Source organism: Nocardioides sp. NPDC006303 (assembly GCF_040613175.1).
Taxonomy (GTDB): Bacteria; Actinomycetota; Actinomycetes; order Propionibacteriales; family Nocardioidaceae; genus Nocardioides.
On the sequence record NZ_JBEXRR010000004.1, the window covers coordinates 208,197 to 221,615 of the forward strand.

At 70.6% G+C, this 13,419-nt stretch carries 11 protein-coding genes; 9 read left to right on the top strand and 2 right to left on the bottom strand.

The genetic code is table 11. From position 1 onward, the window contains the following. Complete coding sequence (locus ABZY89_RS05600; protein WP_355225338.1) at nucleotides 1–723, bottom strand: response regulator; 723 nt, start codon at nucleotides 721–723, stop codon at nucleotides 1–3. Then, a complete protein-coding gene (locus ABZY89_RS05605; protein WP_355225340.1) occupies nucleotides 720–2,390 on the bottom strand; it encodes an ATP-binding protein in 1,671 nt (556 codons plus the stop codon). Before ABZY89_RS05605 ends, ABZY89_RS05600 begins: the two co-directional genes overlap by 4 nt. A 197-nt stretch (nucleotides 2,391–2,587) precedes the next feature. Here ABZY89_RS05605 and ABZY89_RS05610 point away from each other — a divergent pair, with 197 nt between their 5' ends. The 9 genes from ABZY89_RS05610 to ABZY89_RS05650 all read left to right on the top strand — a co-directional run bounded on the left by ABZY89_RS05610 (nucleotide 2,588) and on the right by ABZY89_RS05650 (nucleotide 13,387). After that, entirely contained in the window at nucleotides 2,588–3,541 is a 954-nt protein-coding gene (locus tag ABZY89_RS05610; protein ID WP_355225342.1) for a tripartite tricarboxylate transporter substrate-binding protein, read from the top strand. After that, on the top strand, nucleotides 3,538–4,068 hold the full coding sequence (locus ABZY89_RS05615; protein WP_355225344.1) for a tripartite tricarboxylate transporter TctB family protein: 531 nt from the start codon (nucleotides 3,538–3,540) through the stop codon (nucleotides 4,066–4,068). Before ABZY89_RS05610 ends, ABZY89_RS05615 begins: the two co-directional genes overlap by 4 nt. A 10-nt stretch (nucleotides 4,069–4,078) precedes the next feature. Continuing rightward, nucleotides 4,079–5,602: a tripartite tricarboxylate transporter permease gene (locus ABZY89_RS05620; protein ID WP_355225346.1), complete on the top strand. Its 1,524-nt coding sequence runs from the start codon at nucleotides 4,079–4,081 to the stop codon at nucleotides 5,600–5,602. Continuing rightward, a complete protein-coding gene (locus tag ABZY89_RS05625; RefSeq protein ID WP_355020968.1) occupies nucleotides 5,602–6,024 on the top strand; it encodes a universal stress protein in 423 nt (140 codons plus the stop codon). Before ABZY89_RS05620 ends, ABZY89_RS05625 begins: the two co-directional genes overlap by 1 nt. Nucleotides 6,025–6,152: 128 nt before the next feature. Continuing rightward, the gene (rimO, locus tag ABZY89_RS05630; protein WP_355225377.1) at nucleotides 6,153–7,556 is read left to right on the top strand and encodes a 30S ribosomal protein S12 methylthiotransferase RimO; all 1,404 of its coding nucleotides are present in this window, start codon (nucleotides 6,153–6,155) and stop codon (nucleotides 7,554–7,556) included. 10 nt (nucleotides 7,557–7,566) lie between these two features. Then, nucleotides 7,567–8,208 carry a CDP-diacylglycerol--glycerol-3-phosphate 3-phosphatidyltransferase gene (pgsA, locus tag ABZY89_RS05635; RefSeq protein WP_355225347.1) on the top strand — a complete coding sequence of 214 codons (642 nt, stop codon included), beginning with the start codon at nucleotides 7,567–7,569 and terminating at the stop codon, nucleotides 8,206–8,208. 154 nt (nucleotides 8,209–8,362) lie between these two features. Next, the gene (locus tag ABZY89_RS05640; protein ID WP_355225349.1) at nucleotides 8,363–10,336 is read left to right on the top strand and encodes an ExeM/NucH family extracellular endonuclease; all 1,974 of its coding nucleotides are present in this window, start codon (nucleotides 8,363–8,365) and stop codon (nucleotides 10,334–10,336) included. Between the two features lie 194 nt (nucleotides 10,337–10,530). Continuing rightward, nucleotides 10,531–12,882 (top strand): beta-N-acetylglucosaminidase domain-containing protein, encoded by a 2,352-nt coding sequence (locus tag ABZY89_RS05645; protein ID WP_355225379.1) that lies wholly within the window; start codon nucleotides 10,531–10,533, stop codon nucleotides 12,880–12,882. 19 nt (nucleotides 12,883–12,901) lie between these two features. Further along, nucleotides 12,902–13,387 carry a CinA family protein gene (locus tag ABZY89_RS05650; protein ID WP_355225350.1) on the top strand — a complete coding sequence of 162 codons (486 nt, stop codon included), beginning with the start codon at nucleotides 12,902–12,904 and terminating at the stop codon, nucleotides 13,385–13,387. Nucleotides 13,388–13,419: the final 32 nt, after the last annotated feature.

The following is a 13,419-nucleotide window of genomic DNA, read 5'->3' on the forward strand; positions in this document are numbered from 1 at the left end:
TCAGGACAGTGCCCGGTAGCGCCGCTCGGGCCGCCCGGCGGTGCCGTAGTTGAGACGTACGCCGATCCGGCCCGTGCTCGCGAAGTGCTCGAGATAGCGGCGCGCGCTCACCCGTGAGACTCCGATCGCGTCGGCGCACTCGGTGGCGCTGAGCTCACCGACGGTCTGCAGCGCGGCCAGCACCGCGCGGGCGGTCTCCGCGCTGAGCCCCTTCGGCAGCCGCTCACGAGTCTCGCGTGCGCCCTGGTGGCTGAAGACCTCGTCGATGCCGGCCTGGACCTCGTCGCGGTGCTCGGCACCCTCGGCTCCCTCGGCTCGCCGCCCGATCCGGGCGAGCGCCTCGCGGGAGCGGCGTACGTCATCGAGCCGGGCGGCGAGGTCCTCGAACGGGAACGGTTTCACCACGTAGTGGGCGGCGCCACCGGCCGCGGCGGCCCGCACCGTGTCGGCCTCGCGAGCGGCGGTGATGACGATGACGTCGGCGTCGTCGCCGCGTCCGCGCAGCCGGCGCAGCAGCTCGATGCCGCTGAAGTCGGGAAGGTGCACGTCGAGGAGCAGCACGTCGGGGGAGAGGCGGGCGGTCTCCTCGAGCGCCTGGGAGCCGGTCGCTGCCACGCCGACGACGCGGAACCCTTCGACGCGCTCCACGAAGCGGGTGTGGATCGAGGCCACCATGAAGTCGTCCTCGACCACGAGCACGGTGAGCTCCGGTGCGGACGTCATCGGGCCTCCTCGGGGGCAGCAGTGGTGGGTGGGGCGAGCGGCGCGGCGCCCGGCAGGGTTGCGATGAAGACTGCTCCGGGGCGTTCCGCCGACCCGCTATTCTCCACCTCGACCTCGCCGCCGCGTGCACGGCACACCAGCTGCACCAGCGCGAGCCCGACACCGCGGCCGCTGGCGTCGCGCGGCTTGGTGCTGAAGCCGCGCCGGAAGATCTCGGGCAGCCGCTCGGCCGGCACCCCGCCGCCGGTGTCGGAGACGCGTACAGTCACGGTCTCGCCCTCGGCCGTCAGGCGTACGCCGACCCGACCGTCGAGCGGCCCGACCAGCGCGGCCGCGTCGACGGCGTTGTCGACCAGGTTGCCGAGCACGGTGACCACGTCGGCCGACCCGTCGGGGGTGAGCCGCGGCATCGCGCTCGACGTCTCCAGGTCGATGCTCACCCGCCTCTCGGCGGCCAGGCTGGCCTTGGCGATGAGCAGGGCGGCCACCGCGGGGTCGTCGATCCGGGAGGTGATGTGGTCGCTCAGCGCCGCCCGGCGTGCGGTCAGCCCGGTGACGAACTGGCCCACCTCGGCGTACTCCTCCAGTTCGAGGAGCCCGGTGATGGTGTGCAGCTGGTTGCTGAACTCGTGGGTCTGCGCGCGCAGGGTCTCGGTGACGCTCTCGCGGGCGTTGAGCTCACTCTGCAGCGCCACCAGCTCGGTGCGGTCGCGCAGCGTGGTGACGGTGCCGGCGGGGCGGCCGTCGTGGTGGACCCGGTTGCGGTTGAGCACCAGCACCCGCTCACCGGCGACCAGCGGCGCGTCGTGCACCTCCTCGGGTCCGCTGAGCAGGGCGAGCGTCTCGGCGGGCAGGTCGAGCTCGTCGAGACGGTGTCCGGTCGGGTCCGAGGTCAGCCCGAGCAGCTCGCGGGCGCTGTCGCTCATCAGGCTGACCCGCCCGTCGGCGCCCACGGCCAGCACCCCCTCGCGGATCGAGCGCAGCAGGCCCTCGCGGTGGTCGGCGAGGGCGGCGATGTCGCGCGGTTCCAGCCCACGCGTACGCCGCTTGATCAGCCGCGCCAGCAGCCACGAGCCCAGCACGCCGAGCGCAAGACCGGCCAGCAGCACCGTGAGGGCGTCGGCCCAGGTGCGGGCGAGGCGCTCGGTCAGCGGCGGGTAGTCCTCGGTCACCACGACCACGCCGACCGGACGCGGCGCCTCGGCGTCCGCACCGGTCGAGCCACCGCCGTAGACCGGGACCTGGGCGGCGATCGCCCGGCGGCCGGCGTCGTCGATGTCGCCGGACCAGGCACGGCTCGTCTCGCGCCTGCCCAGATCGAGGGTCTCGCCGACCCGAGTGGGGTCGGTGGCGACAAGGACCGTGCCGTCTAGTGCGGTGAGGTAGGCGGTGTCGGCGCCCGCGTCGGCGGCGCGGGTCTGCAGGTAGAAGCCCAGGGCCTGCCGGTCGGGGGTGCTGCTGGTCAGTCCGTCCTGGATCGCCGCGATCCCGGCCAGGCTCTCCGCGGCGGCGCGCAGCCGGTCCTCGCGGGAGTCACGGAAGTCGGCGTCGCTCTGCCGCAGGGAGACGATGCTGGTCGCCACGACGACGAGCAGCAGCACCGAGAGCTGCAGCAGCAGCACCTGCCCGGCCAGCGACAGGTGGCGGCGCGATCCTTGTGACCACAAGTTACACAACCTCCTTTGGTTGCCGAATGGTGACGGCGGTCACCTCGGGCTGTGACGATCGCCACTGACCGTTTCATCCCCCTGAGTCTGGAGGCCAGCCGTTGTCGACGCCGACATCGCAGTCCCCGCCCCGACCGCCGCTGCCGCCGCAGCGGGTCCGGGCAGCGAGCATACGCCGTACCCGTGCCCTCGCCGTCGTGCTCGTGACCTGCCTGCTCGCCGCGGCATCGGCCTGCGGCGTGACCCGTGGCGAGCAGTCCCGTGACCTCGACATGTGGATCCCGAACAGCCCCGGCGGCGGCTACGACCAGACCGGCCGTGCGGCCGTGGGAGTCCTCGACCGCGGCGACATGACCGGCGGCGACATCCAGGTGACCAACATCCTGGGAGCCGGCGGCTCCGTCGCGATGTCCCGCCTGATGAGCGAGGAGGGCAACGGCAACCTGCTCATGACCATCGGCCTGGGCGTCGTCGGCTCCACCTACTCCTTCGGCGTGGACGCCCGTCCCCAGGACGCCACCCCGATCGCCCAGCTCATCGAGGAGCAGGAGGGCGTGCTGGTTCCGGCCGACTCGCCGTTCAAGACCATCGACGACCTGGTGAAGGCCTGGGCCGAGGACCCCGAGTCCATCGTGGTCGGCGGCGGCTCCTCACCCGGTGGCCCCGACCACCTCTTCCCGATGCAGCTGGCCGAGGCCGCCGGCATCGACCCGAAGGAGGTCAAGTACGTCCCGTACGACGGCGGTGGCCCGCTCACCAGCGCGCTGCTCGGTCAGAAGATCGACGTCGGCTTCTCCGGACTCGCCGAGTTCGAGGGCCAGGTGGAGGCCGGTGAGCTGCGGGTCCTGGCCGTCTCGGGCGACGAGCGCGGCACCGGCGTCTTCGCCGACGCACCCACGCTGACCGAGAGCGGCATCGACCTGGTCTTCCTCAACTGGCGCGGCGTACTCGCCCCGCCAGGCATCAGCGACGAGCGCCGGGAGGAGCTGATCGACCTGCTCACCCGGATGCACGACTCGAAGCAGTGGCAGCAGGCCCTGAAGGACAACGGCTGGACCGACGCCTTCGTGACCGGCGACGACTTCGACGACCTGCTGGTCGAGCAGGACCAGCGCGTCGCCTCGACCCTGAAGGAGCTGGATCTGCTGTGAGCGTCCACGAAACCGAAACCCAACCCCCCGAGCCCAAGAGCCCGGCGCGCCGGATCGACGTCGCCCAGTACGGCCTGGCCCTGTTCCTGGTCGTCGTCGGGATCTACACCGTCATCGACGCCACCGGCCTGGAGGTCGGCTTCGCCGACCCGGTCGGCCCCCGCGTCTTCCCGTACGTCATCGGCACCGGCCTCGTCGTCGTCGGCGTGCTGCTGGCGGTCGCCACCGCCCGCGGCTCCCAGCCGGAGCCCGAGGAGGGCGAGGACGTCGACCTGAGCTCGTCGGCCGACTGGCTGACGGTCCTCAAGCTGGTCGCGGTCCTGCTGTTCACGGTCGCGACCGTGAACCTGCTCGGCTGGGCGATCTCGGGCGCGGCGCTGTTCGCCGGCGCAGCCTGGTGCCTCGGCAGCCGAACGATCGTGCGGGACGTGATCGTCGGGCTCGTCCTCTCGGTCGCCAGCTGGTACGCCTTCTACGTCGGTCTGGGCATCCCGCTCACCCCTGGCGTACTCGACGGGATCCTGTGAGGACTGACTGATGGAGAACCTCGAACTTCTCATGGGTGGGCTCGAGTCCGCCCTGACCCCGATGAACCTGCTCTACGCCGCCATCGGCGTGCTGCTGGGCACCTTCGTCGGCGTGCTGCCCGGCATCGGGCCGGCGATGGCCATCGCGCTGCTGCTGCCGGTGACGTACCGGCTCGAGCCGACCAGCGCGTTCATCATGTTCGCCGGCCTCTACTACGGCGGCATGTACGGCGGCTCCACCACCTCGATCCTGCTGAACACACCGGGGGAGTCCGCCTCGGTGATGACGGCGCTGGAGGGTAACCGGATGGCCAGAGCGGGGCGTGGCGCGCAGGCGCTGGCCACTGCCGCGGTCGGCTCGTTCGTCGCCGGCACCATCGGCACCATCCTGGTGGCCTTCTTCTCGCCGGCCCTGGCCGAGGTGGCCGTCGAGCTGGGTGCGCCCTCGTACTTCGCGCTGATGGTCCTGGCCCTGGTGATGACCACGACGGTGCTCGGCACCTCGGCCCTGCGCGGCTTCGCCGCACTGTTCCTCGGCCTGACCATCGGCCTGGTCGGTCTCGACCTCAACACCGGCCAGCCGCGGCTCACCTTCGGTGTGACCCAGCTCGTCGACCGGCTCGACATCGTCGTCGTCGCGGTCGGCATCTTCGCCCTCGGCGAGGCCCTGTGGGTGGCCGCCCACCTGCGCCGACGCCCGGCGCACGTGGTCCCGGTCGGCCGGCCCTGGATGGGACGCGACGACTGGGGCCGCTCCTGGAAGCCGTGGCTGCGCGGCACCGCCTTCGGGTTCCCGTTCGGCGCGCTTCCTGCCGGCGGCGCGGAGATCCCGACGTTCCTCTCGTACCTGACCGAGCGGAAGCTCTCCAAGCGCGGCGACTTCGGCCGCGGCGCGATCGAGGGTGTCGCCGGGCCGGAGGCGGCCAACAACGCCTCGGCCGCCGGCATGTTCGTGCCGATGCTGGCCCTCGGCCTGCCGGTGACGGCCACCGCCGCGGTGATGCTCTCCGCGCTCCAGGGCTACGGCATCACCCCGGGCCCGCAGCTGATGACCGAGCACGCCGACCTGGTGTGGACGCTGCTGGCCAGCCTCCTGATCGGCAACACCCTGCTGCTGGTGCTCAACCTGCCGCTGGCGCCGCTGTGGGCCCGGCTGCTGCGGATCCCGAGGCCGCAGCTCTACGCAGGCATCCTGTTCTTCGCCTGCCTGGGGGCGTACGCCACCAACCTGGACCCGTTCGACATCGCGCTGCTGGTCGCCTTCGGTCTGCTCGGGCTGATGATGCGCCGCTTCGGCCTGCCCGTGCTGCCGCTGATCCTGGGCGTCATCCTGGGGCCGTTGATGGAGAGCAAGCTGCGTGAGGCGCTGACGATCTCGGGCGGTGACTACGGTGTGTTGCTGAGCGAGCCGCTCGCGGTGGTCATCTACATCCTGATCGCGTTGTTCATCCTGGGCCGGCCGTTCATCGCCCGGGTCCGGGCACGGGCCGAGCAGTCGGCCGACGTCGAGGACGAGAAGGAGCTGGTGGACTGATGAGTGAGACTCCCGCAGGTGGCTGGGTGGTCGTGGCATGGGCGCCCGACGTCTACGGCTCGGTCGCGCTGGACTGGGCGCTGGCCGACGCCGAGCGGCGCGACCGCGGCGTCGTGGTCGTCAACGCCTCCCGGGGCGACACCCTGGTCGACGACCGCTACGCCCTCGAGGAGCAGGTCGCCGAGCTCGAACGCCGGCTCACCGAGTCGGGCCGGCCGCACGAGATCCGGCAGTCGATCGACCCGGACGTCGCCGGCGCCGTCCTCGACGCCGCCGAGCAGCTCGACGCCAAGCTGGTCGTGGTCGGTCTGCGGCGGCGTACGCCGGTCGGCAAGCTGCTGATGGGCAGCGTCGCGCAGCGGATCCTGCTCGGCGCTTCCTGCCCGGTCCTCTCCGTGAAGCCGGGCTCCGTGCCCGAGTGATCGACGCCGGTCCGGCGCGAGGGTTCGGTCTCCGGGGTGTGTGCCCGTCATACTTCACGGTGATGAGCACTGCCACCGAACCCTCCGCCGAGACCGCGCCGACCGACCAGCAGGCTGACCAGCCACTCGTGTCCGTCGCCATGGTGACCCTCGGGTGCACCCGCAACGAGGTGGACTCCGAGGAGCTCGCCGGCCGGCTGACGGCGGGAGGCTTCCGGCTGGTCGCCGACCCGGACGAGGCCGACACCGTGGTCGTCAACACCTGCGGCTTCGTCGAGCAGGCGAAGAAGGACTCGGTCGACACGCTGCTCGAGGCCGCCGATCTCAAGGAGACGGGTCGCGCCCAGGCGGTGGTCGCGGTCGGCTGCATGGCTGAGCGCTACGGCAAGGACCTGGCCGCCGAGCTCCCCGAGGCCGACGCGGTGCTCGGTTTCGACGACTACCCCGACATCGCCGCCAAGCTCCGCTCCATCCTCAGCGGCGAGGCCCACCACCCGCACACACCCCAGGACCGGCGCCTGCTGCTCCCGATCTCCCCGGTCGAGCGCGACGCCTCCGCCATCTCGGTCCCCGGCATGGCCGCCGTCGACCAAGTGCCCGGTTTCGCGGGACGTACGCGGCTCGACGACGCCCCGTGGGCGCCGCTGAAGCTCGCCAGCGGCTGTGACCGGCGCTGCACCTTCTGCGCGATCCCGCAGTTCCGCGGCTCGTTCGTGTCCCGGCGCCCCTCCGACGTGCTCCACGAGGGCCAGTGGCTGGCCCAGCAGGGCGTCAAGGAGCTCTTCCTGGTCTCGGAGAACTCCACCTCCTACGGCAAGGACCTCGGCGACATCCGGCTGCTCGAGACGCTCCTGCCGGAGCTGGCCGCCATCGACGGCATTGAGCGCGTACGCGTCTCCTACCTGCAGCCCGCCGAGACCCGGCCCGACCTGCTGAAGGTCATCGCCACCACGCCGGGTGTGACGCCCTACTTCGACCTGAGCTTCCAGCACGCCTCCAACGCCGTGCTGCGGCGGATGAAGCGGTTCGGTGACCCGGAGAGCTTCCTGGGCCTGCTCGAGCAGATCCGCGGCTACGCGCCCGAGGCCGGGGTGCGGTCCAATGTCATCGTCGGCTTCCCCGGGGAGACCGAGGAGGACCTCGAGATCCTGACCGACTTCCTGGTCGCCGCGCGCATGGACGTCACCGGCGTCTTCGGCTACTCCGACGAGGAGGGCACCGAGGCCGCCGGCTTCGACGAGTCGCTCAAGCTGGACGCCGACGAGATCCGCGCCCGCGTCGAGCATGTCAACGAGCTCGTCGAGGAGCTCACCGCGCAGCGCGCCGAGGAGCGGATCGGCGAGCAGGTCGTCGTGCTCGTCGAGGAGATCTCCGACGGTGAAGTGCTGGGCCGCGCTGCCCACCAGGGGCCAGAGGTCGACGGGATGACCTCCCTCGAAGGGGACGTCGAGGGCGTACGTGCGGGTGATCTCGTGAGCGCGACCGTCATCGCCTCCGAAGGCGTTGACCTGGTCGCTGAAGTGAACGGATAGGGTTCGCCGCGTGAACGACGAGAGCACTGCCCCCGAGGAATCGGTGCAGAAGACGAGCAACTGGAACGTACCCAACGCGCTGACCACGCTGCGGATCCTCGCGGTGCCGTTCTTCGCGTGGGCGCTGCTCGCCGACGGTGGCGACAACCCGACGCTGCGCTGGGTCGCCTTCGTGATCTTCGTGCTGGCCATGATCACCGACAAGATCGACGGCGACCTGGCCCGCAAGCACAACCTGATCACCGACTTCGGCAAGATCGCCGACCCGATCGCCGACAAGGCGGTCACCGGGATGGCCTTCATCGGCCTCTCGATCGTCGGCGACATCTGGTGGTGGGTGACCATCATCGTGCTGCTGCGCGAGTGGAGCGTCACGCTGCTGCGCCTCTCGGTGCTCAAGAAGATCGTGATCGCCGCCGACCAGCTCGGCAAGATCAAGACCACGGTGCAGGCGGTCGCCCTCGGCGGCCTGCTGCTGCCGCTGCCGCACGGTTCCGCCCACGGTGGTGCCTTCGGTGACGCCCTGGTCTGGGAGCTGCTCTTCTACGCCTTCCAGATCTGCCTCGCCGTCGCGGTCGCGTTGACGATGTGGTCGGGCGCCCAGTTCTTCCACGGCGTCTGGAAGCAGCGCGCCGCCCTGCGCTCCTCGTAGTTCTCCAATTTCGGGTAGTTGTAACTCCGTTACCGGACGTTCATCCAAGATCCCCGCCGTGAGGGCGTACGCCGCGTTATGGTCGCGTGGTTTCGGTCGGTGCTGAATCGGGCAGGCCGCCCATCGCCATCTACTTCCATGCGGGGAGTCATCCATGTTCTCAGCACGTCAGGTGCTCGGTTCGGTGGTCGGCCTGACGGCCGCCGTCGCCGGCATCGGTGCGGTCGCCATCCCGACCGCGCGCGCCGCCACGACGGCCGAGGCCGTCACCATCGCCGACATCCAGGGCACCGGCACCGCCAGCCCGCTCGTCGGTGAGACCGTCACGACCAGCGGCATCGTCACCGCCGCCTACCCCTCGGGTGGCTTCTTCGGCTTCTATCTCCAGACCCCTGGCACGGGCGGGTCGCTCGACCTCGGGTCCCACGACGCCTCCGACGCGGTCTTCGTCTACCAGCCCCGTTCGGCGGGCGCCGTCACCGTCAAGCCGGGCGATGCGGTGACCGTGACCGGCGAGGTGACCGAGTACGCCGGGCTGACCGAGATCTCGGTGCCCACCGCCGCCGACATCGTCACCGACGGCACGGGGTCGATCGACCCGGTCGTGTCGCAGTGGCCGGCGACCGCCGCGCAGAAGGAGTCGCTGGAGGGCATGCTCTTCGCGCCCCAGGGCGAGGTCACGGTGAGCAACACCTACGGGGTCGAGAACTTCGGCGAGCTCGGTCTCGCCCAGGGCGACCGCCCGCTGCTCCAGCCGACCGAGGTGGCCCGTCCCGGGTCGGCCGAGGCCGAGGCCGTCGAGGCCGACAACGCCGCTCGCGGGATCGTGCTCGACGACGGCTCCTCGACCACGCTGCGCCCGCCGACGAGCCGGACGATCCCCTACGTCTCCAACACCGCGCCCGTCGTGGTCGGTGCCTCCGTCGACTTCCGCGGCCCGGTGATCCTCTCCGAGGGCGGCTCGCCCTCGGCGCCGACCTACCGCTTCCAGCCGACCCAGGTCGCCACCGCCGACCCGGCGTCGTGGCCGGCCGACTTCGAAGACGTACGCACCGCCGCCCCCGACGAGCGCAAGATCGGCCGCCGTGCCGACGTGAAGATCGCCTCCTTCAACGTGCTCAACTACTTCACCACGCTCGGCGACGCCGACGACGACAACGTCGGTGACGGTGGCTGCACCGCCTTCAAGGACCGTGCCGGCGACGGCAACAACGTCAGCGGCGGATGCGACCAGCGCGGTGCCTGGGACCCGGCCGACTTCGGTCGCCAGCAGTCGAAGATCGTCTCGGCGATCAACGCGCTCGACGCCGATGTCGTCGGCCTGATGGAGATCGAGAACTCCGCCCGCCTGGGCGAGACCCCGGACGAGGCGACCAACTCGCTGGTCGCCGCGCTCAACACGGCCGCGGGGCGCAAGGTCTGGACGGCCAACCCGTCCTCGGCCGAGCTGCCCGACGCATCCGGCGCCGACGTGATCACCAACGCGATCATCTACAAGCGCTCGGCCGTACGCCGCATCGGTGAGGCCCGTGCGCTGGGCGACCAGAGCGGCGACGACCAGGCCTTCGGCAACGCCCGCGAGCCCATCGGCCAGATCTTCAAGCCGGCTTCCGGTGGGGCCCCGTTCTTCTTCGTGGTCAACCACTTCAAGTCGAAGGGTTCGCCCGGCCCGTGGCCGGGCGACGGCGACATCGGCGACGGCCAGGGTGCCTCCAACGAGTCGCGGGTCCGCCAGGCCACCGCGCTGGTCTCCTGGGTCTCCTCGATCCGTTCCCAGACCGGGATCAGCGACGTCGCGCTCGCCGGCGACTTCAACTCCTACACCCAGGAGGACCCGATGCAGGTCCTCTACGAGGCCGGCTACGCCGACTCCGAGACGCTCAGCGGCAACGAGGAGTACAGCTACTCCTTCTCGGGTCTCGCCGGATCGCTCGACCACGTGCTCCTCAACCGGCACGCCCAGCGCCGCTTCACCGGCTCCGACATCTGGGGGATCAACTCTGGTGAGTCCCTGCTGATGGAGTACAGCCGCTACAACTACACCGGTGCCGACCTGCACACCGACTCGCCGTTCCGCTCCTCGGACCACGACCCGGTCGTGGTCGGGCTCCAGCGCAACGCCGGCTGACCTGGGCTCGGGGCCCCGCTCGCGGGGCCCCGAGACGGTCGCCTGAGGAAGAATTTGCTCGGGCACTGACCTAAATCGGTTAAGGTCCTTCGCGAACCCCATTCTCGCGAGGGAGACGTGCCATGCGTAAGCGTTCGAGAACAACCGTCACGATCACGGCCTGGCTCACAGCGGCGCTGGCGGCCACGGCCACGATGTCGCCCCTGGGGCCGGCCTCGGCCAGCGCCGACACGGCGCCGACGAGCGCAGCGGCACACCCGCTCCCGACAATCTCACCGACGCCGCGGTCTGTGGCCCGGGCAGGTTCGGACGTGCCGGTTCCCGAACGGGTCGAGCTAGTCGTCGGCGACGACACCGACGCCCCGGCTCGCGAGCTGACCAGCCGGTTGTTGCGTGAGCACGGAGCGACGCGTCTGGACGTGGTCACCGACGTGACCGGCACGGCGCCGCTGACGGTGCTGCTCGGGTCGGCGGAGCGCAGCGACGTACGTCATGGGCTAGGTGACGTGGTGGTCCCAGCCGATGCCGAGGGCTACGCGGTCCTGGCCGACGCCTCCTCGGGCGGCGTCGGCACGGTGACACTGGCCGGGCGCGACCAGGCGGGCCAGTTCTACGCCGCCCAGACGCTGCGCCAGCTCTTCGTGGCGGACGCCGACGACTGGAAGATCGCCGGCGCTGAGGTGAGTGACGCCCCGAGGATGCCGCTGCGCGGGAGCATCGAGGGCTTCTACGGCAAGCCGTGGAGCCATGCCGAGCGTCTCGACCAGCTTGGCTTCTACGGGCGGGTCAAGGCCAACACCTACATCTACGCCCCCAAGGACGACCCCTACCACCGCGAGCGCTGGCGCGAGCCGTACCCAGCCGAAAAGCTGGCCGAGTTGCGCGAGCTCGTGGCGGCGGCCACTGCGAACCACGTCCGGTTCACCTTCGCGCTCTCGCCGGGCAACACCGTCTGCTACACCGGCACGAGCGATCGGGCGGCGCTGACGGAGAAGTTCCAGGCGATGTACGACATCGGGGTGCGAGCCTTCTCGCTGCCGCTGGACGACATCGCGCTCTCGTTCAACTGTGCGGAGGACACTGCGGCGTACGGGGAGGCGACCCAGGCCAGCGTCGGTCGTGCCCAGGCCGAGCTGCTGAGCTGGCTGCAGGAGTCGTTCGTCGCGACCCACGACGGGGTCCAGCCGCTGCAGACGGTGCCGACGCAGTACGGCGACCTGACCGAGACGCCCTACAAGCAGGCCTGGCGCGAGCATCTCGCCCCTGAGGTCGAGGTGATGTGGACCGGCACGGACGTGGTGCCCCCGGCGATCACCGTCGACCAGGCCTCGGCGGCCCGCGAGCTCTTCGGCCGCAAGGTGTTCGTCTGGGACAACTACCCGGTCAACGACTTCGGGCAGACCGCTGGCCGGCTGCTCCTCGGCCCGTACGCGCATCGCGAACCGGGTCTCTCCGGGCATCTTGCCGGCATCGTGTCGAACCCGATGAACCAGGCGTACGCCAGCAAGCCGGTCGTCTTCACGATGATGGACTTCGCCTGGAACGACCTCGGCTGGGACCGGGCGACCTCCGCACGCCAGGCCGCACGCGACCTCGCCGGTGGCGATCCGCGAGTGACCGAGGCGGTGGAGATGTTCGTCGACCTCAATCATGCGGCTCCGACCTTCGGGCCGGACCTGTGGCTTCCGCAGTCACCCGAGCTCGCCGCGCGCATCGATGCGTTCTGGGAGACGTGGACGGTCCGCCCGCAGAACGCGATCAAGGGCCTGCGACCCACGGCGCGGCTGATGGCCTCCACACCCGAGACCATCAGGGCCGGGGTCGAGGACGGGTTCGTCGCCGACGCGGACCGGCATCTGCAGGCCACCGACCTGTGGGCGGAGGCGATGGGTCAGGCGCTCGCGGTGCTCGACGCCGTACGCCGCGACGACAAGGGCGCCGCCGCGGCCGCGCGGTCGCGGATGGAGGCGTTGGCCGAGGAGGCCTCGCAGATTCGCTCCGAGCCCGGCAAGAACCGGGTCGAGGGTCTGGTCATGATCGGTGACGGCGTGCTGGACGCCTTCATCGAGGACGTCGCCGCCGAACACGACTCCTGGCTGGGCCTGCCGCCACTGCGCAACATCTCCGAGGGCAAGGCGGCCACCCAGATCTCGGACTGGTCCTCGAGCTACGGCGCGGAGAAGGCGGTCAACGGCAGCACCTCCGACTTCAGCACCACCTCCGGTAGCGAGGCGCAGCCATGGTGGCAGGTCGACCTCGGTGCGTCCTTCTCGCTCGAGGCGGTCAAGATCTACAACCGGCTGGACTGCTGCGCCGAACGCCTCCGCGACTACCACGTCCTGGTCTCGGACTCGCCGTTTCCCGCCACCCTGGCCCAGGCGCTGGCCGACCCCGCGGTGACCTCACACCACGAGACGGTCCAGGCCGGGCGACCGACGAATATCGACCTGCCCGCGCAGGGGAGGTACGTCAGGGTCTGGCTGTCCTCGCCGACCCCGACCGAGCTCAACATGGCCGAGGTCCAGGTCCTCGGCCGCGCTCGATGAGGTCGATACTGTCTGAGGCATGAATCGAGTCGAGGAGCTCAACGGCGCTCTGCAGGAGGCGGGTGCCACCGTGGCGACCGCCGAGTCCCTGACCGCCGGCCGCCTGGCCGCGATGCTCACGGACCCTCCGGGTGCCTCGAAGACGTATCGCGGCGGCTTCGTGACGTACGCGACGGAGCTGAAGCAGACCCTGCTGGGTGTCCCTGTCTCGGTGATCGAGACCGTCGGAGTGGTCTCCGCGGAGTGCGCGGCGGCGATGGCCGCGGGGGCGCGGGAGCGGTCGGGGGCGACGTACGGAATCTCGACCACGGGCGTGGCCGGGCCCGACGAGCAGGAGGGAAAGCCCGTCGGGACGGTGTACGTGGGCCTTTCCGGTCCGCACGGTGAAACAACGACGCTTCTCGGACTGTCGGGCTCGCGCATGGAGATCCAGCGTGATACGTGTTTGTTCGCTGTTGATGAACTACTCGGACTACTTCGGCGGGAACATCGAAGGGTCAGGTAGCGTTGGAGCAAGACGTCACCCAGATGTCGGTG